Origin of the sequence: Kitasatospora sp. NPDC093806, assembly GCF_040683335.1 — a bacterium.
GTDB lineage: Bacteria > Actinomycetota > Actinomycetes > Streptomycetales > Streptomycetaceae > Kitasatospora.
The window spans coordinates 33,583-53,854 of the sequence record NZ_JBFBDO010000038.1; the positions used below are offsets into that span (position 1 = coordinate 33,583).

The window sequence follows — 20,272 nt, forward strand, 5'->3', positions numbered from 1 at the left end:
GCGCCGGTACCAGGCGTAGGAAAATTCTTTCCCCGATCGGGAACATTTCCGGGCACCCCGCCGGTTGCCCCATCGGAACCCAAGGACGACCAGGAGAGGGCACTCCTTCCGTGAGCAACATCCCCAACGTCACGCTCAACGACGGCTCGCAGATCCCCCAGCTCGGCTTCGGGGTCTGGCAGGTGCCGGACGCGGAGGCCACCGCCGCCGTCCGCTCGGCGATCGAGGCCGGCTACCGGTCGATCGACACCGCGGCGATCTACGAGAACGAGGCCGGCACCGGCCAGGCGGTCACCGAGGCCCTGGCCGGCGGCCTGGCCCGCGAGGACCTCTACATCACCACCAAGCTGTGGAACTCCGGCACCCGCGACTGGACCGGCGAGCAGGGCCGCGACGCGGTGCTGCGCGAGTTCGACGCCTCGCTGGACCGCCTCGGCCTCGACTACCTCGACCTCTACCTGATCCACTGGCCGCGCCCGATGCACGGCAGCTACCCCAACGTCTGGAAGGCGCTGGAGCAGCTGCTCGCCGACGGCCGGGTCAAGTCGATCGGCGTCTCCAACTTCGGACCGCAGCAGCTCACCCGGCTGATCGAGGAGTCCTCGGTCGTCCCGGTGCTGAACCAGGTCGAGCTGCACCCGTACTTCCCGCAGGAGGAGCTGCGCGCCTTCCACGCCGAGCACGGGATCGCCACCGAGGCGTGGAGCCCGCTGGGCCAGGGCAAGGAGCTGCTCGGCGAGCCGGCGCTGGTCCGGATCGCCGAGAAGCACGGCCGCACCGTCGCCCAGGTGGTGCTGCGCTGGCACCTGCAGAGCGGCGTCATCGCGATCCCGAAGTCGGTCACCCCGTCCCGGATCAAGGAGAACCTGGACGTCGCCGGCTTCGAGCTGGACGCCGAGGACCTGGCCGCGATCGCCGGTGTCGCCACCGGCACCCGGATCGGCCCGGACCCGCAGGACTTCGACTGGAACTGACCGCCCCCGCCGGCCCCGACGGGCCGGACCGGCGTCAACGCCGCGCGGCAGCGGTGACCGACCGGTCACGCCGCTGACCGGCCCGCGGCAACGGTGAAGGCCGCCCTCCCGGTGGGGAGGACGGCCTTCACCGTGTTGACCCGTACGAACCGTCACCGGTCCACACGAACCGCTACCGGTCCGCTTCGGTCAACCGTCGGTCGCCTGGCGAATCGTTTTGGCTTGTACTCGCGGCACGGGGCCTAGAGCCTGGCCGCCTTGGCGATCAGCGCGAGCGCGGCCTCGTGCTCGTGCTCCTCCAGCGGGTCCAGCAGCAGCCGCTGGACCTGGGCCACGCCCGCGGCCGAGCGGTGCAGCAGGTCCTGACCCGCCGGCGAGAGCGACAGCAGGTTGCGCCGCCCGTCCGAGGGGTCACGGCGACGCTGGACCAGGCCGCGCCGGACCAGCCGGCTGACCATCTCGGCCATCGTGGCCTTGTCCAGCGAGGCCAGCTCGCCGACCGTGCGCTGGTCGGCGCCCGGCTCGAGTTCGAGGGCGTCCAGCACCGCGTACTGCGGCGCCGTCAGCTCCGAACCGACGTGCTCGGACCAGAGCTTGGTGTGCACCTGCTGGCTCACCCGGATGAGGTAGCCGATCGCCCGCTGGGCGTCCAGCATCGGCCGCGCGTCCGTGAGGACCGCGACCTGAGCCGGTTCCAGTCTGGCTATCTTGGCCATCACCCGGACGATCTCCAGCTGCTCCTCCGGAGTGAGCGGCTCGAAGAGCGTGCGCTGCACGCGGACCACTCCGCCGGTGGCCTCACGCACGGCCTGGGCGCCGCTCTGCGAGAGAGCGAGCAGCTTGCGCCGGCCGTCGGCCGGGTCTCGGCGCCGAAGCACCAGGCCGCGCCGGACCAGCCGGGCGACCATCTCGGCCATCGTGGCCTTGTCGAGCGAGGCACGCTCGCCCACCGTCCGCTGGTCAGCGCCCGGTTCGAGGGCGAGGACCAGCAGCACGGCGAACTGCGGAGCCGTGAGATCGGCTCCGACGTGTTCGGACCACAACCGGGTGTGGACCTGCTGTGCAACGCGGATGAGGTGTCCGGGCGACTGCTGCAGTCGCGCGGACACACGGGTCGTCGGGATCTCCCCCAGCACCATGTATCCGTCCCGATGTCACACCCGGTGTGTGTGGGACACCCGGGTGGGGCAGTAACGGCGAGTGGGCGTCCCGCTGTGAGGGAGAACGCTCCAGCCGTGCAGCCGGTGGCTGCTGGCGGACACTATACAAACGGCGGGCCCTCGCTGGCAGGCAGGGGCGGATAGTAGACGCAGGTTCGGCAACATTGGCATATTTACGCGCCGAGCCGACCCGTCGGTAACCCGTTCGCAGGAGAAAGCCGACCGGTCGGTCCTTACCCTCGGTCACCTGCGCCTTCGGTCCTGGCCGCACCCCCTACTCGCGGGTAGGGTATGGCCACCTCGACCGGACCGCCCGCCCGAACCGGTCCGAAACCGGCCCTCCGGTTCCGGGGAACTCCCCGGGTACTCCCTGGGAGAACGCTGGGAACGCGCAGGCCGCCGAAGCCACCGGGCACATCCGAAGAGGCTCCGAGAGACTCCGAGAGAGACGAGACCGAGCATGACCGAGCAGACCACCGCCACCAGGGTCGCCGTCGTCACCGGCGCGGCGCGCGGCCTGGGCGCCGCCACCGCCGTCCGGCTGGCCGCCGACGGCTACGCCGTTGCCGTCCTCGACCTGGTGGAGTCGGCCGGCCGGGAGACCGTCGAGCGGATCACCGCCGCCGGCGGCCGGGCCATCGCCGTCGGCGCCGACGTCTCGGACGCCGCCCAGGTGGAGGCCGCGGTCGACCGGATCGTCGCCGAACTCGGCGCCCCGGTCGTCCTCGTCAACAACGCGGGCGTCCTGCGCGACAACCTGCTCTTCAAGATGACCGAATCCGACTGGGACACGGTCATGAACGTGCACCTGCGCGGCGCCTTCCTGATGACCCGCGCGGTGCAGAAGCACATGGTCGACGCCGGTTTCGGCCGGATCGTCAACCTGTCCTCCTCCTCGGCCCAGGGCAACCGCGGCCAGGCCAACTACTCGGCCGCCAAGGCCGGCCTGCAGGGCTTCACCAAGACCCTGGCCATCGAGCTCGGCAAGTTCGGCATCACCGCCAACGCGGTCGCCCCCGGCTTCATCGCCACCGACATGACCGCGGCCACCGCCGCCCGGGTGGGCATGGACTTCGAGGACTTCAAGGCCGCCGCCGCCACCCAGATCCCGGTGCAGCGGGTCGGCCTCCCGGAGGACGTCGCGCACACCATCTCGTTCTTCGCCAGCGAGGGCGCCGGCTTCGTCTCCGGACAGGTCGTCTACGTGGCCGGCGGCCCGCTCGACTGACGCACCGAACCTACACAGGGTTACCACGGGGTGGGAACCGGTCCGACCGGTCTCCCACCCCGTTCGTTTTGCCCGGAATTGGGAAAAAGCACACGAACACCATACGGACATTCGATCCGAAAACACCGGCAGACCGTCCCCAAAGCACCATAATGCGATCACACTGCGGCTTTGCCGGGGAATTCCGAATTACCCCGGGAATCCCCCCGGCCCGCTGGGTACGCTCCCGGCCGTGCAAGCGCCGAGCGAACCGCCGGTCGAGCCGGAGCACCCGACCACCCGCCGCGAGTGCCGACGGCCCCCCTCCGCCGAGCCCGGCCGGCCGCCGCTCTCCCGCCGCCGGGCCGCCCTGCTGGGCCTCACCACGCTGGTCTACCTGCTGGTCGTCATCGGGGTCCTGCTGGACACCGCCCTGGTCGACCTCGACTGGAAGATCCGCCTGGTCCGGCCCTGTGAACGCTGGCCCGGCCCGCAGCCGCTGCTGGACGACTGGGTGGTGGCCGGCCAGCGCGGCCCGTCCGGCCTCGCCGCCTTCGCCTGGCTCGGCTGGCGCGCCCGCCGGCTGGGCCGGATCCGCCCGCTGCTGGTCATGGGCGCGGCACTGCTGCTGCTCAACCTCACGGTCGGCGGGGTCAAGATCGTCACCGGCCGGCTCGGCCCGCACTACGCCCACTACGTCGGCTCGCCCGAGCTCTTCTCCGGCGGCACCATATTCCCGTCCGGCCACACCGCCAACGCCGTGGTCACCTGGGGCGTGCTCGCCCACCTGGCCGTCCGCTGGCGCCGCACGGGCGCGCTGCTGGCCGGCGCGACCGCCTGGTCGGTCGGCCTCACCACCGTCTACCTGGGCACCCACTGGGTGACCGACGTGCTGGCCGGCTGGGCCGCCGGCCTGCTCGTGCTGCTCTCGCTCCCGCTGCTGGAGCCACTGGTGCTCACCGCGGAGCGACGGCTCACCCGCCGCCCCGCGACGCCTGGCGGGACCCCCGCTACCCCTCCCAGCTGCGTACCACCACCCCGTCGCGCACCGCGAGGTTGAGCCGCCCCTCCCGGTGGTCCATGGTCATCGCCGACCCCTGCGGCAGTACTCGCACCGAGGCCCAGCCGTGCCGACGGGCCAGCTCCTCCGCCCGTTCGACCCGCAACCCCGCGTAGCCCTCCGCGTCCGTCTCCGTCATCGCCCCTCCCCGGCTCGCTGCCCCGACGTACGCTGGAATCGTAGACGGCCCGTACGGCACAACCACGCGGAACGGCCAGGCCCGGGAGGCGACTTCGGATGCCCGCCACCACCCCGCGGCGGTGGCGCAGCGGCACCGAGCCCGCCACCGCCCGCAGTGACCTCAAGCTGCGCTACCTGCTCGCGCTGACCTTCACCCCGCTGTTCGCCCTGGCCACCGCCGGGTTCGCGGTCTGGGCGGCCCGCGCCCCGGCGTTCGGCGCGCCGAGCCGGGGGACGCTGACCGGCTTCGCGGTGGCCTGCGGGATCCTCACCCTGTTCGCCGTCGTCGATCTCGTCGTCGTCCTCCGGCGCCGCCGGACCGAGCTCTGACGCGGTGTCTCCCGCGGGGTGGGAAGCCGGCCGCCCGGCCTCCCGCCCCGCACCGCGGCGGGCTCAGCGGTTGGTGACCGCCTGCTTCACCAGCGTCCGGCCGAAGTCCCACATCAGGCCGCTCCCCCGGTGGGCGTCCTCCATCACCTCGGTGAACGCGTCCATGAACCGGTCGACGTCCTGCTCGGTGATGATCAGCGGTGGGATCAACTTGATCACCTCCAGGTGGTCGCCGGACACCTGGGTGAGGATCCGGTGCCGCTGCAGCAGCGGGACGACCACCATCTGGGCGAACAGCCCCTTGCGGGCCGCCTGCAGCGCCGTCCAGCCGGTCCGCAGCTTCAGCGACTTCGGCCGACCGAACTCGATGCCGATCATCAGACCGCGGCCGCGCACCTCGGCGAGCAGCTCGTAGGTGTCGACCAGCGCCGCCAGCCGCTCCCGGAAGTGGTCGCCGACCTTGCGGGCGTTCTCCACCACCCGCTCGTCCCGCATCACCTCCAGGGTCGCCAGCCCGGCCGCCATCGCCTGCGCGTTGGAGCCGAAACTGGCCGAGTGGACCAGCACCCGGTCCATCGAGGAGTACACCTTCTCGAAGATCCAGCCCTTGCCGAGCGTCGCGCCGACCGGCACGTAGCCGCCGGACAGCGCCTTGGCCGCGCAGACCAGGTCCGGCAGCACGCCGTCCTCGTGCTGGTAGGCGAAGAAGTCGCCGGTGCGGCCGACGCCGGTCTGCACCTCGTCGCAGATCAGCAGCGCCTTGTGCTGGTGCAGCAGCTCCTGCGCCGCCCGCAGCCAGCCGGGCGGGGCGGCCTGCACGCCCTTGCCCTGGATCGGCTCGACGATCAGCGCCGCGACGTCGCCGCGCTTCAGCTCCTTGGCCAGCGCCCCGAGGTCGCCGAGCGGGATGGCGGTGTCCGGCAGCAGCGGGTCGAAGCCCTTGCGGAAGCCGCTCTCGCCGTTCACCGAGAGCGACCCGGTGGTGAGCCCGTGGAAGGCGTGGTCCGCGTAGAGGATCCGCCGCCGGCCGGTGGCGTAGCGGGCGAACTTGAGCGCGGTCTCCACCGCCTCGGTGCCGCTGTTGCCGAAGAACACCCGGTCCAGCCCGGGCGCGTACGACAGCAGGCGTTCGGCCAGCAGGCCGGGCAGCGGCGAGCAGTCGAAGCGGACCAGGTCGGGCAGGTCCAGGTCCATCACCTGCTGGATCGCCGAGCGGACCACCGGGTGGTGGCGGCCCAGCGCGAAGATGCCGAAACCGGCCAGCATGTCGAGGTACTCGTTGCCCTCGGCGTCGTAGAAGTACTGCCCTTTCGCACGCTCGTAGTACTTGTCGAAGCCGATGGTGTGCAGCATCCGCGACAGCTGCGGGTTCAGGTAGCGCTCTTGCAGCTCGTACCGCTCCCCGCCGCGCTCGGCGAGCAGCGCGGCGAGGTCGAAGCGCGGCTCCGCGCGGTCCGCCCCGGCGGCGCGGCGGTCGAGGCGGTCGAGACCGTCGAGGTGCTCGGGACGGTCCAGGCGGTCGGTGCTGTCGGGGTCGGCCGGCATGGTGCTGGTTCGCTCCTCACTTCGGTAGTCCCCGGTCCGGAAGTCCGCGGGCCGGTAGCAGGTTCTTGGCGAAGGCGGCGGTCTGGGCGGCGACCCCGGTCCCGGTCAGGCCGGTCTCCTCCAGGATCTCGCCGCGCGCGGCGTGCCCCAGGAACTCCTGCGGCAGCCCGAGCACCCGGACCGGGACGTCCACGTCGGCGTCCCGCAGCGCCTGGGCGATCGCCGCGCCGACGCCGCCGGTGCGGCCGTTGTCCTCGACGGTGACCACCAGCCGGTGCTCGGCGGCCAGCAGCGGGAGCGCCGGGTCGACCGGCTTGACCCAGCGCGGGTCGACCACGGTCGCGGTGAACCCCTCGGCGAGCAGCAGCCGGGCCGCGTCCAGCCCGGCGCCGGCCGTGGTGCCGACCGCGACCAGCAGGATCTCCGGCAGCTCCCCGGTGCGCAGCAGCACGTCCACGCCGCCGACCCGCTCGACCGCGGGGACGGCCGGGCCGATGGTCGCCTTGGGGAAGCGGACCACGGTCGGGGCGTCGGCGACGTCGACCGCCTCGCGCAGCTGGGCGCGCAGCTGGTCGGCGTCGCGCGGGGCGGCCAGCCGCAGGCCGGGGACGACCTGGAGGATCGACATGTCCCACATGCCGTTGTGCGAGGCGCCGTCCGGCCCGGTGACGCCGGAGCGGTCGAGGACGAAGGTGACGCCCAGCCGGTGCAGCGCGACGTCCATCAGCACCTGGTCGAAGGCCCGGTTGAGGAAGGTCGCGTACACCGCCACCACCGGGTGCAGTCCGCCGGTGGCCAGGCCGGCGGCGCTGGTCACGGCGTGCTGCTCGGCGATGCCGACGTCGAAGGTCCGCTCCGGGTAGGCCTTGGCGAACTTGGCCAGGCCGACCGGCTGGAGCATCGCCGCGGTGATCGCCACCACGTCCGGCCGCTCGGCGCCGACGGCCAGCAGCTCGTCGCCGAAGACGGACGTCCAGGAGACGCCGCCGCTGGGCGCGATCGGCAGGCAGGTGTACGGGTCGATCGGGTTGACGGCGTGGAAGCGGTCCGCCTCGTCCTGTTCGGCGGGCAGGTAGCCGCGGCCCTTGACGGTGAGGCAGTGCACGATCACCGGGCCGCCGAAGCCGCGCGCCTTGGCGAGCGCGGACTCCAGCGCGGCGACGTCGTGGCCGTCGATCGGCCCGAGGTACTTGAGGCCGAGGTCCTCGAACATGCCCTGCGGGGCGAAGGCGTCCTTGAAGCCCTTCTTGGCCCCGTGCAGCGCGTCGAAGATCGGCTGGCCGACCACCGGGGTGCGCTGCAGCGCGTCCTTGCCCCAGGACAGGAACCGTTCGTAGCCCTGGGTGGTGCGCAGCGCGGCGAGATGGTTGGCCAGGCCGCCGATGGTGCGGGCGTAGGAGCGCTCGTTGTCGTTGACGACGATGACCAGCGGCCGGTCCTTGGCGGCGGCGATGTTGTTGAGCGCCTCCCAGGCGAGGCCGCCGGTGAGCGCGCCGTCGCCGATCACCGCGACGGTGTGCCGGTCGCGCTGGCCGAGCAGCTGGGCGGCCTTGGCGAGGCCGTCGGCGTAGGAGAGGGCGGTGGAGGCGTGCGAGTTCTCCACCAGGTCGTGCTCGGACTCGGCGCGGGACGGGTAGCCGGACAGGCCGCCCTTGGAGCGCAGCCGGGAGAAGTCCTGGCGGCCGGTGAGCAGCTTGTGGACGTAGCTCTGGTGGCCGGTGTCCCAGACGATCCGGTCGCGCGGGGAATCGAAGACCCGGTGCAGCGCGATGGTCAGCTCCACCACGCCGAGGTTGGGGCCGAGGTGGCCGCCGGTCCGGGTGACGGCGTCGATCAGGAAGTCGCGGATCTCGTCGGCGAGCCGGGGCAGTTCGGCCGCCGGCAGGGATCTCAGGTCCGCCGGGGACGTGACGCTGGAGAGCAGTGACATGGGTTCACCTCACGACTCGGAGCGGTGCGGTGGTGCACCCGCCGGCGGCGCGGGCCGCCGGCGGGTGCGCTCAGTGGCTCCGGCTGGAGCCGACGGTCTCGGTGATCGCCCGCAGCGACTCCTTGAGGGAGCCCATGGTGGCGAGGACGGCGGTGGGCTCGTAGCCGCAGTGCGCCATGCAGTTGGAGCAGCGGGCGTCCTTGCCGCGCCCGTACTTGTCCCAGTCGGTCTTCTCGATCAGTTCGCGGTAGGTGGGCACGTACCCGTCGGCCATCAGGTAGCAGGGGCGCTGCCAGCCGAACAGGGAGTAGTTGGGGATGCCCCAGGCGGTGCACTCGAAGTCGACCTTGCCCTCCAGGAAGTCCAGGAAGAGCGGGCTGTGGTTGAGCCGCCAGCGGCGCCGGTTGCCGCCGGCGAAGGTCTTGCGGAAGAGGTCCCGGGTCTGCTCGACGCCGAGGAAGTGCTCCTGGTCGGGGGCCTTCTCGTAGGCGAACGCCGGGGAGATCATCATCTCGTCGACCTTGAGCTCGTCGTTGAGGTAGTCGAGCACGTCGATGATGGTCTGCGGGGTGTCGGTGTTGAAGAAGGTGGAGTTGGTGGTGACCCGGAAGCCGCGCCGCTGGGCCTCCTTGATCGCCGCCACCGCCTCGTCGAAGGTGCCCTCCTTGGCCACCGAGGCGTCGTGCCGCTCGCGCAGCCCGTCGATGTGCACGGTGAAGGTGAAGTAGGGCGAGGGCTTGAACTTGTCCAGCTTCTTGCGCAGCAGCAGCGCGTTGGTGCAGAGGAACACGTACTTGCGGCGGGCGACGAGCTGGCGGACGATCTCGTCGATCTGCGGGTGCATCAGCGGCTCGCCGCCGGCGATCGAGACCATCGGGGCGCCCGACTCCAGGACCGCCCCGACCGCCTGGGCGACCGGCATCCGCTGCTTCAGCACGCCCGCCGGGTGCTGGATCTTGCCGCAGCCCTCGCAGGCCAGGTTGCAGGCGAAGAGCGGTTCGAGCTCGACGATCAGCGGGAATTTGTCGCGGCGCTTGAGCTTCTGCTGCATGAGGTAGGTGCCGACCCGCACGGTCTGGCGCAACGGCATGGCCATGGCTAGCTCGCCTCCTGGGGGAGCGTCGAGGGTGTGGGGTGGTTGAGGGTGGCGGGCGAGGGGCGCCCCCGGTCCGGCCGGTCGTCGCGCCGGTGCCAGTCGACCAGTGCGGGCACGGTGGCCCGCAGCGTCCGCCAGGCGCGGACGCCGGCCGGAAGGGTGCCCGGGCGCAGCAGCTCGCGCTCGGGCGTGTCGACCACGACCCGCAGCACGGCGGCGGGCAGGGCGGGACGCAGCTCGCGCAGGGCCGCCAGTACGGCGGCGGCCTCCATGTCGACCGCGAGCGCGCCCTGCAGGTGCAGGGCGCGGCGTTCCAGGCCGCGCACCACGTGGTCGGCGGTGTGGTGCACGCCGGTGTGCGCGGTGATCCCGCGCACGGTCAGGGCCCGGGTGAGCTCCGGGCCGGAGTCGACGGCGAAGTGGTTCCCCTCGGCATCGCGCACCCCGTCCGCAACGATCACGTCACCGGGCGTTATTCCCGGCGCGACGGCGGCGCCGAAGCCGGCCACCACGACGGCGCCGTAGCCGCCGGGGGCGGCCGTGAGCAGCCGTCTGACGGCCAGTGAGGCCCGCCGCCGGCCGACGCCGGTGCGCACCACGACCGGCGGGCCGCCGGCCGCGCCGCGCCAGTCCCCGCCGCGCAGGGCCCACACCTCGGGGCCGAGCGCGCAGAGGACCAGCAGCGGGGCAGGCTTCACCGGGACGCCCCGATCGCCGGGGTACCGGTGGCCGGCCGGCCGGTCGCGGGGCTGCCGTGCAGGTAGCGGCCGAGCGCGGTGACCGGGAAGACCAGCCGGTACAGGTGGTAGTTGATGGAGAAGTCCCAGGGGAAGCCGGTGCCGGTGAACTGGGGTTCGTCCCAGGTGCCCTCGGGCAGCTGGGTGCGGACCAGCCAGTCGACGCCGCGTTCGACGGCGGGGTTGGCCCGGCCGTCCGGTCCCTCGCCGACCGAGAGCAGCGCCATCAGCGCCCAGGCGGTCTGCGAGGCGGTGGAGTCGCCGCGCCCGGCCCAGCGGGCCGGGTCCTCGTAGGAGCGCATGTCCTCGCCCCAGCCGCCGTCGGTGTTCTGCCGGTCCTCCAGCCAGCGGACGGCGCGCCGGATCGCCGGGTGCTCGGCCGGGACGCCGGCGGCGACCAGGGCGGGCAGCACCGAGCCGGTGCCGTAGACGTAGTTGGTGCCCCAGCGGCCGAACCAGGAGCCGTCGGCCTCCTGGTTGCGCAGCAGCCACTCGACGCCGCGCCGGGTGCGCGGGTCGCGGGCCTTGCCGACCTCGGCGAGCATCTCCACCACGTGCGCGGTGACGTCGGCGGAGGGTGGGTCGACGACCTCACCGAAGTCGCAGAACGGCAGCTTGTTCGGCAGGGTGCTGGTGTTGTCGACGTCGAAGGCGCCCCAGGCGCCGTTCTTGGACTGCATGCCGAGGTTCCAGCGCACCCCCCGGTCGACGGCGCCGTCGACCTTGGCCGGGTCGGGGTGGGCGACCCGGCGCAGCGCGAGCACCACCTCGGCGGTGTCGTCGATGTCCGGGTAGGTGTCGTTCTCGAACTCGAAGGCCCAGCCGCCGGGGGCGAGCGAGGGCCGCTGGACCGACCAGTCGCCGCGCTTGGTGATCTCCTCGCCGATCATCCAGTCGACCGCGGAGACCAGGGCGGGGTGGTCGGCCGGCAGTCCGGCGTCGGCCAGCGCGATGGTGGCCAGGCAGGTGTCCCAGACCGGGGACTGGCAGGCCTCCAGCCAGCGCCGGCCGTCCTCGGTGTGCACGGTGAACCGGTCGAACGAGGCGAGTCCGGCCCGCATCACCGGGTGGTCGAGCTCGTAGCCCTCCAGGTGGAGGGCGATCAGGGAGTAGACGGCGGGCGGCTGGATGCCGCCCCAGCAGCCGTCGGCCTCCTGCCGTTCGACGATCCAGCGGCAGGCCTGGGAGACGGCGAGCCGGCGCAGCGGGCGCAGCGCGCGGCGGTGGTAGGCGTGCAGGACCTTGTCGAGCCGTTCGAACAGGCCGTCCCAGCTGGTGGCGGGGGCGAGCGGCCGGACGGGGAAGGGGTCGTCCGGGTCGGTGTGCAGCTCGGTGAGCGGGAAGGGGGCCGGGCGCACCGGCCGGTGGGCGGAGACCACGGTCAGCGGGACGATGGTCTGGCGGGCCCAGCAGCCGAAGGCGTAGATGTTCAGCGGCAGCCACCTGGGCAGGAAGATGATCTCGGGCGGCATCTCGGGCAGCCGGTCCCAGGGCCACCAGCCGAACAGCGCGAGCCAGATCCTGGTGAAGACCCGGGAGGCGGCGATGCCGCCGGCGGAGCGGATCCAGCGGGCGGCGGCCAGCATGTGCGGGGCGTTGGGGTCGTCGCCGGCGAGCTTGAGGGCGACGTAGGCCTCGACGGTGGTGGAGATCTCGGCTGGCCCGCCGTGGAAGGTGGACCAGGTGCCGTCCTCCCGCTGTTGCGAGCGGATCCACTCGGCGGTGGCCTTGGTCTGTTCCTCGGTCCGGATGCCGAGGAACTGCCGGAGCAGTAAGTCCTCGGCGTCCATGGTGACGTTGGTCTCCAGATCGCCCTTCCACCAACCCTCGGAGCTCTGGAGCGAGAGCAGGTGGGTGGTGGCGCGGGCCAGCGCCTCCTCGGCGGAGGCGGGCCCGTCCCGGTGGTGCTCGGTCCGCTCGGCCGGGACGGCCGGGGCGGACCCGTCGGGCTGCCACCGCCCGGCGCCCATCAGCGCCGGGGGGAGGCCGCCCACCGCGACCGGCTCGGAATCGTACTCAGGGTCGAGCCGGCCGTCCGCGGTTGCTGTCAACGTAACGTCACCTCTCTCGTACCACCACGAATTCGGCGAGTGCGACGAAGTGCTCGCGCACCCCGTCGGGCATGGGGACCTCGTCCAGGGCGGCGAGGGCAGTCGTGTGCTGGCGGCGGGCTTCCTCCTGGGTCCAGGCGCGGCCGCCGGCCCGCTCGATCAGGGTGGCCCGGGCGGCGAGCTCGCTCTCGCTCTCCTCGCCGCGGCCCTTGGGGTCGGCGAGCTGCTCGGCGAGCTCGCGGGAGGCGGCGCCGCCCTCGGCGAGGGCGGCGGCGACCGGCAGGGACTTCTTGCGCTGGCGCAGGTCGCCCCAGTGCGGCTTGCCGGTGACCTCGGTGGCGCCCCAGATGCCGAGCAGGTCGTCCACCGCCTGGAAGGCCAGGCCCAGGTGCTGGCCGTAGCGCTGGAGGGAGTCCGAGACGCGGTCGTCGGCCCCGGCCAGGACGGCGCCGATCGCGGCGGCGGCGGCCAGCAGGGCGGCGGTCTTGCCGCCCTCCATCTCCAGGCACTCGGCGACGGTGACGCTGTCCCGCGTCTCGAAGGCGACGTCCCTGGCCTGCCCGTCGATCAGCTGCCGGGTCGCGGTGTTGAGCAGCCGGACGGCGCGCGCGGCGTCGACGGCGCTGGCGCCGCCCGTGGTCGCGGCGTCGAGCAGCACCTCCGTACCGAGCGTCGCCAGGGCGTCACCGACCAGGATCGCCTGGGCCGGACCGAAGACCGTCCAGGCGGTGGCCCGGTGGCGCCGGGTCTCGTCACCGTCCATCAGATCATCATGGAGCAGGGAGAAGTTGTGCACCAGTTCAACAGCGACCCCACCGGGCACGCCGGCCTCCGCCGGGGCGCCGACGGCCCGGGCCGAGAGCAGCGCCAGGGCCGGGCGGACGGCCTTGCCGCTGTCCCCGGTGACCGGCGTGCCGTCCCGGTCGATCCAGCCGAAGTGGTACGCGGCCACGGTGTCCATGGGTGCCGCCAGACGGGCGACGGTGGCTCTCAGCGGCGGGGTACAGAGCGCGCGGCTGCGGTTGAGCAGCTCCGGCACCGAGACCGGGTCCGCCGGTGCCGTGCCTCCGACGGCGGCGCCGCTGCGTGACTCCACGTGTGTTCCCTCTCCCTGGTGGTGCCTGGCCGCGTGGGACGGCCGGACGCTGGCGGTGGTGGTGCGGCCGGTGCTGACGGGGCCGGTGCTGACGAGGCCGGTCCGGGCGGCGGCGCCACCGGGGCCGGTGGGGCTGCCGGGACCGGTGGGACCGCTGGGGTGACCGCCCGCTCTGGCGGGCTCGCCGAGGTCGCCGGCGTACGAGGCCCCGGTCACCTCGGCCACCTCCCGTCGCCGCGGTCCACCGGCCGGTGCCGGGCGTCGGCGGCGAGGGCCGCGTCGGCGGCGGCGTGGCCGCTGCGGACGGCGCCCTCCATGGTCGCGGGCCAGCCGGTGGCCGTCCACGCGCCGGCCAGCAGCAGGCCGGGGACGGCGGTGCGCGGCCCGGGGCGGAGCGCGGCCGTGCCCGGGGCCGGGTCGAAGGTGGCGGTGCGCTCGCGGGTGACGAAGAAGTCCAGCACCTCGGCGCCCCCGGCGGCGGGGAGCAGCCGGGCGAGCTCGGGCAGGTAGCGCCGGCGCAGCTCGGCCACCGGCAGGTCGATCTCGTCCTGTACGGCGGACTGCGAGAGCGCCAGGTACTGGGCGCCGGGGTGGGCCGCGCCGAGCGCGGTGCCGGCCAGGCCGGAGTGCGCGGTGCGGTCGAAGACCCACTGGACCGGGGAGCCGAGCGCGGCGAAGAACGGCCGCCGCAGCACCTCGCGGTCGTAGATCACGTGCACGTTGAGGATCGGCGCGGTGCCGAACTCGGCCAGCCGGGACTGCCGGGCGATGGCGTCGGCCGGCAGCAGCGCGGCCGCGGTGTCCTGGGCGCCGGCCAGCACCACGGTCTCGGCGGCGAGCGGCTCCTCGCGGCCCTCCAGCCGGACGGCGTGCTGCGGGGCGGCCGGCTTGAGCTCGGTCACCCGGGCGCGCAGCAGGACCCGCACGCCGGCGCGTTCCAGCTCGGCGAGCGCCCGGTCGTGGTGGATCGTGCCGAGCGGGACGCCGGCGATCCCGATGTCGGAGGCGCCGGGGTCGGACAGCAGGCCGGTCTTGAACACCATGGCGGCCAGCGCGAGCGACACCTGGTCGGCCCGGGCGTTCAGGGTGGCCACGCCGACCAGGTCCCACAGGGCGGCGAGGGTGCGCTCGTTCTGGCCCTGACCGCGCAGCCAGTCGCCGAAGGAGACCGCGTCCAGCGCCGGGTCGGCGAGGTCGAGGCGGCGCAGCGCGAGCGCGCCGCGGACCACCCGGGCCCGGTCGGCCGGACCGAGGTGCGGGTACCGGGCCAGGCTGCCGGCCAGGTGCAGCGGTACCGGCAGCGCGGCGCGGGAGAGCCGGCCGAGCGTGCGGACCGGGGCGTCGGCGGGCCCGGAGACGCCCAGCACGGGCACCTCCAGGCGGTCCTGGAGCCGCGCCAGCCCGGTCGCCCCGAGCCGGTCCAGCAGGCCCCGGTAGGCGGTGCAGCAGCGCAGGTAGACGTGCTGGCCGTTGTCGACGGTCAGCTCGCCGCGCTGGAAGGAGAACGCCAGCCCGCCCAGCCGGGGCCGGCCCTCGGCCAGGGTGACCCGGTGGCCGGCCTCGGCCAGCCGCAGCGCGGCGGTGATGCCCGCGAGGCCGCCGCCGACCACGACGGCGGCCGGGCGCGCGGAATCGGCTCGCCCGGTCATCGGCCCTCCCCCTCGCGTCCGGCGCCCGGCCCGGTCGTGGCCGGGACGCCCCTGGTCGGTGCGGTCGTGCCCGGGACCGGTGCGACCGGACCCGGCACGGCGGTCAACAGGGCTCTACCCATCAGTGATTCCCCGCTGACACAGCGTGACAGAACTGTGGCAAGAATCAAGAACGCCCCCCGGCGAGCCCGGAAAGCGCCACGTACGCCTTCTCCCAGCCCGGCAGCGAGACCCGGCCGCGCAGCACCGACTCCGGGTCGGCGGCGATCCGGCCGAGCAGCCGGTGGTAGATGCCGGCCATCGCAGCGGTGCAGGCCCGGCTGCGGCGGTCCAGCATCGGCAGCAGCCGCAGGCCCTCCTCGAACGCCGCCTGGGCGCGGGCCGCCTCGAACGAGATCAGGCCCGAGAAGTCGGCGCCGACCGGCGGCTTCGCCAGCGCGAAGCCCTCCTGGCAGCCGAACCGGACCAGGTCCTCGGTGGGCAGGTAGGTGCGGCCGTTCAGGGCGTCCTCGCGCAGGTCGCGCAGGATGTTGGTGAGCTGGAGCGCCAGCCCGAGGGTGTCGGCGTACTCCGCGCCGCGCTCGGGGTCCTCGCAGCCGTACACGCCGAGCGAGAGCCGGCCGATCGCGCCGGCCACGCACCGGCAGTAGACCTTGAGCTCCTCGTACGTCTGGTACTCGGCGCCCTTGAGGTCCATCTCGACCCCGTCGATCAGCTCGTCGAAGCCGCCGAGCGGGATCGGGAAGCGCCGGGCGGTGTCCGCCAGGGCGACCTTGATCGGGTCGGTGTCGTCCTCCGCGACCGAGCCGGCCCGGACCTCGTCCAGCAGCTCGCGGGTGCGCACCAGCGCCTCCGCCTTGCGGTCCGCGGGGAGGTCGCCGTCGCCGATGTCGTCCACCCGGCGGGCGAGGGCGTACAGGGCCGACATGGCCAGCCGCTTCGGCTCCGGCAGCAGCCGGATCCCGTAGCTGAAGTTGCGGGCCTGCAGTCCGGTCACTGCCTCGCAGTACCGGTAGGCCGCCATGACCGGCGCCGACGCCAGTGGTGATGCCGCCACTCGGGCGTTCACCTTCCCTTCGCGAAGATGGCCGCCGCCTTCGCTGCGAGGCGGCGCTTGTCCGGCTTCGCCTGCTGGGCGAGTACGTCGTACCCGGCGGCCTCGACGGCCGCCAGGGCCGCGTAGCCGCCGGCGGTGAATCCCGCCAGGAGCAGTCGAAGCCTCCCCCGAACCGTACCTACCAATGGCGCACCGCGGTCGAGCAGGGTGCGGGCCCGGTCCGCCTCGAAGGCGATCAGCTCGCGGACGGCGCCGCTCGCGCTCGGCCGGGCGAGGTCCGCCTCGGTCACGCCGAACCGGTCGAGGTCCTCGGCGGGCAGGTAGATCCGGCCGCGGGCGAGGTCCTCGGCGACGTCCTGGAGGTGCTCGACGATCTGCAGCGCGGTGCAGATCGCGTCCGAGAGGGCGATCCGCTCGGGGGTGGCGACGCCCGCGATGGCCAGCACCAGGCGGCCGACCGGGTCGGCGGAGAGCGTGCAGTAGCCGGCGAGGTCCTGGTAGGTGGCGTACCGGGCGGTGGTCTGGTCGACCCGGTTGGCCTCGATCAGCCGGCGGAACGGCTCCGGGGTGAGTCCGCGCCGGTCCACCAGGGGCACCAGGGGGCGCATCAGCGGGTGCCGGGGGGCCTCGGCGGCCCCCGGGTGCAGGGCGGCCTCGAAGACCCGGTCGAGGTCCCGTTCCAGGCCGTCCAGCAGGGCCAGCCGGAATTCCGTCTCGGCCGGGGTGGGCTGCGCCGAAGGGGTGACGCCGGCCGGCGGCGCGGGGGGCGCGGCGACCCCGAGCAGGGCGGCGGCGCCGGCCGGGTCGGCGAGGTCGCCGTCGCCCGCGTCGTCGACCAGCCGGGCGAATCCGTAGACCGTCATCAGGTCGTCGCGCCAGGCGGCGGGCAGGAAGAACGGGGCGACCGGGAAGTTCTCCGCGTCCGCCTTGGCCAGGGTCGCGCCCGCCTGGTTCGCCGCGGCGCTCTGCGCGGGGCGCTCCCCGGGGTGGCCGTCACCGGGCCGGGGCCCGCCGCCGGGCTGGGATTCACTGCTGGGCTGGGCCGAAGCCGACACTGCTGTCACTCCCCCGTTCTACACCGCTCAGGTGATCGGCCCGAGTCGGACACGCGTCCGACTCGGTAGTCACGTCCGGCACACCACCCCCGCGCCTACAGCCTGACACCGTCGGCCGCGCCGGAGAAGAGCGCCTCGCCCGGCGCACGGGGCGCTCACCCGGGCGGTGGCGGGCCACCCGGGGCACGACCGGCGGCCGGGGGGCGCACGAACGACGGTGCCCGAACGATGCGCGCGAACGAGCGAGGGCCGGCCGCGGATCCCTCCGGCGGCCGGCCCTCGCTGACGTTCCGGTACTGCGTTACGGGCGCTCGCCGCGCTCGTAGGCGCCGACGACCTCCTCGGTCGGCCCGTCCATGATCAGCTCGCCGGCCTCGATCCAGATGGTCCGCTCGCAGGTCTCGCGGATCGACGCGTTGTCGTGGCTGACCAGGAAGACGGTACCGGCCGACTCGCGCAGCTCCTCGATCCGCTTCTTGCTGCGGGCCTGGAACGCCTGGTCACCGGTGGCCAGCGCCTCGTCGATCAGCAGCACGTCGTGGGTCTTGGCCGCGGCGATCGCGAACCGGAGCCGGGCGCCCATGCCGGAGGAGTAGGTGCGCATCGGCAGCGAGATGAAGTCGCCCTTCTCGTTGATGCCCGAGAAGTCGACGATCTCCTGGTAGCGGCGCTTCACCTCGGCCGGCGACATGCCCATGGCGAGGCAGCCGAGGATGACGTTGCGCTCACCGGTGAGCTCGTTCATCAGCGCCGCGTTGACACCGAGCAGCGAGGGCTGGCCGTTGGTGTAGATGCCGCCCTTCTCGGTCGGCAGCAGGCCCGCGATGGCCGCCAGCATGGTGGACTTGCCGGAGCCGTTGGAGCCGATCAGGCCGATCGCCTCACCCTTGTACGCGGTGAAGCTGACGCCCTTGACGGCGTGCACCTCGCGGACGCCGGCGCCGCGCTTGCGGCTGATGATCCGGCTCAGCGCGGAGGTCGCGCTGCCCTTGCCGGAGCCGGCGCCGTGCACCCGGTAGACGATGTGGACGTCGTCCACGACGACGGTGGGGTCGCGGGCCACGTCGGCGTCGAAGACCTTGCGGCGCGGCGGCAGCAGGTCCTCCAGCCCGTCCTCGCCCTTCTTGCCCAGGCCGGTCTTGCGCAGGTCGCTCTTGCGCACGTCGGTGTCAGCCACGGCCGTACTCCTCCTCAGCCTTCCAGAAGAAGACGTATCCGATCACGAACATACCGACTGCCCAGGCGATCGCGTACTTCCACTGGTGCGGCGGGAAGTCCTGGTGCGCCGGGAGGTGCTTGTTGTAGATGAGCGGGGCGAAGGCGTGCCGGACCAGGTCCATGTAGACCGAGGCCGGGTTGAGCTGCATCACCTTCTGCCAGAACTCCGGCCACTCCTTGATCTTGTCCTGGATGCTGAACATCACGCCGGACAGGAACATCCAGGCCCGCATCGCGAACGGGATCAGCTGGGAGATGTCGCTGGTCTTGGAACCGATCCGGGCCATCATCAGGGCCACACCGGTGTTGAACGCCGACTGCAGGAGCAGGGCGGGGACCACCAGGACCCAGGTGCGGCCCAGCTCGATCCCGCTCACCAGCACGACGCCGACCAGCACGACCATCGAGATCAGCAGCTGCTGGAGCTGGATCACGGTGAAGGCGATCGGCAGCGAGGCGCGGGGGAAGTGCAGCGCCCGGATCAGGCCGAGGTTGTCGGCGATCGCCCGGGTGCCCGACTGCACCGCGTTCTGGGTGAACTGGAAGACGAAGACGCCGATGCAGAGCCAGGCGGTGTACGTCCCCTCGGGGAAGTTGTCCTTGCTCTTCAGGATCACACCGAAGACCAGGTAGAACACCGCGCAGTTCAGCAGCGGGGTCACGACCTGCCACAGCTGGCCGAGCTTGGCGTCGGTGTACTGGGCCACCAGGCGCGCGGTGGCGAAGGCCCAGATGAAGTGGCGCCGCGCCCACACCTGCTTGGTGTAGGCGATCAGGCCGGGCCGTCTGCCGCTCACCGCCAGGCCGTACTTGTCCGCGAGCTGCTTGGGGGTCAGGCCCGCGTCCACCCCCCTCGGGGCTGAGAGGCTGACGGGTTCACTCACTGTCGACACATTCGTCCTTCGCGCGGGATCGGGTCGGGGCGGGCCGGTCGACGGGGGTCCGCCGGCCTTGCGCCGAGGGGGATCCACTCGGATCTCGGGGGGAGTGCGGCCGGTGTGTGGTCACCGGCCAGGCGATCGGATCAGATGACCGGAGGCCGGCCCAGCCTGGTCAATCGCCAAACGGTACGCCATCGCATGGGCCGCCGCGCACCGCAGGGTTCGCGCCAGCCCGCCCGGAACCCGCCCAGCCAGGCCTTCAGCGCCTCCGGGGAGGGGCGGCGGGCCAGCGTCAGCAGGAACCAGGTTCCCAGATAGAGAGGCACCAACAGGGCCGGAAGGTTCCGCCTCGCGAGCCAAACCCTGTTCCGGGCCACGTTGTGGAAGTACGTGGCGTGCCGCGCGGGCGAGGTGGTGGGATGGTGCAGCACCACGTCGGCCCGGTAGTCGATGGCCCAGCCGGCGTCCAGCGCGCGCCAGGCGAGGTCGGTCTCCTCGTGCGCGTAGAAGAACTCGGCGGGCAGCTGTCCGGCGTTCTCGAAGACGGCGCAGCGCACCGCGCTGGCACCGCCCAGGAAGGTGGTCACCCGGGAAGAGCGCAGCGGGTCGCTGGCGCGCAGCCGGGGCACGTGCCGGCGCGCGGTGACGCCGGTGTCCGGGTCGGCGATCCGGAAGCTCACGATGCCGAGCTCCGGGTCGGCGGTGAAGGCCTCGCGCAGCAGGCGGGCCGAGTCGGTGCCGGGCAGCGAGCCGTCGTCGTCCAGGAACAGCACCGCGTCGACGTCCCGGCCGTTGCGGCCGAACAGCTCGATGCCGACGTTGCGGCCGCCCGGGATGCCGAGGTTCTCCGGCAGCTCGACCGAGCGCACGTCCGGCGGCAGCGGGGGCAGCGGGGCGCCGTTGCAGACCACCGCCAGCTCGACGGCCGGGCCCTGCTGGGCGCGGACCGACTCGATCAGCGCGTTCAGCTCGGCCGGGCGGGTGCCCATGGTGATGATGACCGCGCCGAGCTTGAAGCTGTCCGCCGGGGACGTGGCGGGGGTGGG

Annotated in this window: 18 protein-coding genes; 4 read left to right on the plus strand and 14 right to left on the minus strand. The window is 73.2% G+C overall.

The genetic code is table 11. The features are described from left to right. The first annotated feature begins 110 nt into the window (after positions 1–110). Entirely contained in the window at positions 111–974 is an 864-nt protein-coding gene (locus tag AB0N76_RS19705; protein WP_363558757.1) for an aldo/keto reductase, read from the plus strand. A gap of 242 nt (positions 975–1,216) precedes the next feature. Here the strand turns inward: AB0N76_RS19705 and AB0N76_RS19710 are convergent, their stop codons facing one another. Further along, complete coding sequence (locus AB0N76_RS19710; RefSeq protein ID WP_363558758.1) at positions 1,217–2,017, minus strand: MarR family winged helix-turn-helix transcriptional regulator; 801 nt, start codon at positions 2,015–2,017, stop codon at positions 1,217–1,219. A 577-nt stretch (positions 2,018–2,594) separates the two neighbouring features. Here AB0N76_RS19710 and fabG point away from each other — a divergent pair. Beyond that, the gene (gene fabG / locus AB0N76_RS19715; protein ID WP_363558759.1) at positions 2,595–3,362 is read left to right on the plus strand and encodes a 3-oxoacyl-ACP reductase FabG; all 768 of its coding nucleotides are present in this window, start codon (positions 2,595–2,597) and stop codon (positions 3,360–3,362) included. A gap of 232 nt (positions 3,363–3,594) precedes the next feature. Then, complete coding sequence (locus AB0N76_RS19720; protein WP_363558760.1) at positions 3,595–4,401, plus strand: phosphatase PAP2 family protein; 807 nt, start codon at positions 3,595–3,597, stop codon at positions 4,399–4,401. Here the strand turns inward: AB0N76_RS19720 and AB0N76_RS19725 are convergent. Next, on the minus strand, positions 4,352–4,540 hold the full coding sequence (locus tag AB0N76_RS19725; protein WP_363558761.1) for an I78 family peptidase inhibitor: 189 nt from the start codon (positions 4,538–4,540) through the stop codon (positions 4,352–4,354). The genes AB0N76_RS19720 and AB0N76_RS19725 overlap by 50 nt on opposite strands. Positions 4,541–4,638: 98 nt before the next feature. On the opposite strand from AB0N76_RS19725, the gene AB0N76_RS19730 reads away from it, so the two are divergent. After that, positions 4,639–4,911 carry a DUF6343 family protein gene (locus AB0N76_RS19730; protein ID WP_363558762.1) on the plus strand — a complete coding sequence of 91 codons (273 nt, stop codon included), beginning with the start codon at positions 4,639–4,641 and terminating at the stop codon, positions 4,909–4,911. Between the two features lie 63 nt (positions 4,912–4,974). Here AB0N76_RS19730 and AB0N76_RS19735 read toward each other — a convergent pair whose 3' ends face one another. The 12 genes from AB0N76_RS19735 to AB0N76_RS19790 all read right to left on the minus strand — a co-directional run bounded on the left by AB0N76_RS19735 (position 4,975) and on the right by AB0N76_RS19790 (position 20,215). Then, positions 4,975–6,456 carry an aspartate aminotransferase family protein gene (locus tag AB0N76_RS19735; protein WP_363558763.1) on the minus strand — a complete coding sequence of 494 codons (1,482 nt, stop codon included), beginning with the start codon at positions 6,454–6,456 and terminating at the stop codon, positions 4,975–4,977. A gap of 16 nt (positions 6,457–6,472) precedes the next feature. Continuing rightward, positions 6,473–8,386 carry a 1-deoxy-D-xylulose-5-phosphate synthase gene (gene dxs / locus AB0N76_RS19740; RefSeq protein WP_363558764.1) on the minus strand — a complete coding sequence of 638 codons (1,914 nt, stop codon included), beginning with the start codon at positions 8,384–8,386 and terminating at the stop codon, positions 6,473–6,475. Positions 8,387–8,456: 70 nt separating this feature from the next. Next, on the minus strand, positions 8,457–9,482 hold the full coding sequence (gene hpnH / locus AB0N76_RS19745; RefSeq protein WP_363558765.1) for an adenosyl-hopene transferase HpnH: 1,026 nt from the start codon (positions 9,480–9,482) through the stop codon (positions 8,457–8,459). Between the two features lie 2 nt (positions 9,483–9,484). Beyond that, positions 9,485–10,180 carry a 1-hydroxy-2-methyl-2-butenyl 4-diphosphate reductase gene (locus AB0N76_RS19750; protein ID WP_363558766.1) on the minus strand — a complete coding sequence of 232 codons (696 nt, stop codon included), beginning with the start codon at positions 10,178–10,180 and terminating at the stop codon, positions 9,485–9,487. Next, positions 10,177–12,270, minus strand: a complete 2,094-nt coding sequence (shc, locus tag AB0N76_RS19755) for a squalene--hopene cyclase (RefSeq protein ID WP_363558767.1) — start codon at positions 12,268–12,270, stop codon at positions 10,177–10,179. Before shc ends, AB0N76_RS19750 begins: the two co-directional genes overlap by 4 nt. A 7-nt stretch (positions 12,271–12,277) precedes the next feature. Next, a complete protein-coding gene (locus AB0N76_RS19760; RefSeq protein WP_363558780.1) occupies positions 12,278–13,309 on the minus strand; it encodes a polyprenyl synthetase family protein in 1,032 nt (343 codons plus the stop codon). Between the two features lie 269 nt (positions 13,310–13,578). Next, positions 13,579–15,015 carry a hydroxysqualene dehydroxylase HpnE gene (gene hpnE / locus AB0N76_RS19765; RefSeq protein WP_363558768.1) on the minus strand — a complete coding sequence of 479 codons (1,437 nt, stop codon included), beginning with the start codon at positions 15,013–15,015 and terminating at the stop codon, positions 13,579–13,581. Positions 15,016–15,181: 166 nt separating this feature from the next. Then, positions 15,182–16,039 (minus strand): presqualene diphosphate synthase HpnD, encoded by an 858-nt coding sequence (gene hpnD, locus AB0N76_RS19770; RefSeq protein ID WP_363558781.1) that lies wholly within the window; start codon positions 16,037–16,039, stop codon positions 15,182–15,184. Between the two features lie 41 nt (positions 16,040–16,080). Next, entirely contained in the window at positions 16,081–17,007 is a 927-nt protein-coding gene (gene hpnC / locus AB0N76_RS19775; RefSeq protein ID WP_363558782.1) for a squalene synthase HpnC, read from the minus strand. Between the two features lie 421 nt (positions 17,008–17,428). Further along, the gene (locus AB0N76_RS19780; protein ID WP_363558783.1) at positions 17,429–18,223 is read right to left on the minus strand and encodes an ABC transporter ATP-binding protein; all 795 of its coding nucleotides are present in this window, start codon (positions 18,221–18,223) and stop codon (positions 17,429–17,431) included. Between the two features lie 73 nt (positions 18,224–18,296). Next, entirely contained in the window at positions 18,297–19,238 is a 942-nt protein-coding gene (locus AB0N76_RS19785; protein ID WP_363558769.1) for an ABC transporter permease, read from the minus strand. Positions 19,239–19,369: 131 nt separating this feature from the next. Then, positions 19,370–20,215: a glycosyltransferase family 2 protein gene (locus tag AB0N76_RS19790; RefSeq protein ID WP_363558784.1), complete on the minus strand. Its 846-nt coding sequence runs from the start codon at positions 20,213–20,215 to the stop codon at positions 19,370–19,372. Between the last annotated feature and the right edge of the window lie 57 nt (positions 20,216–20,272).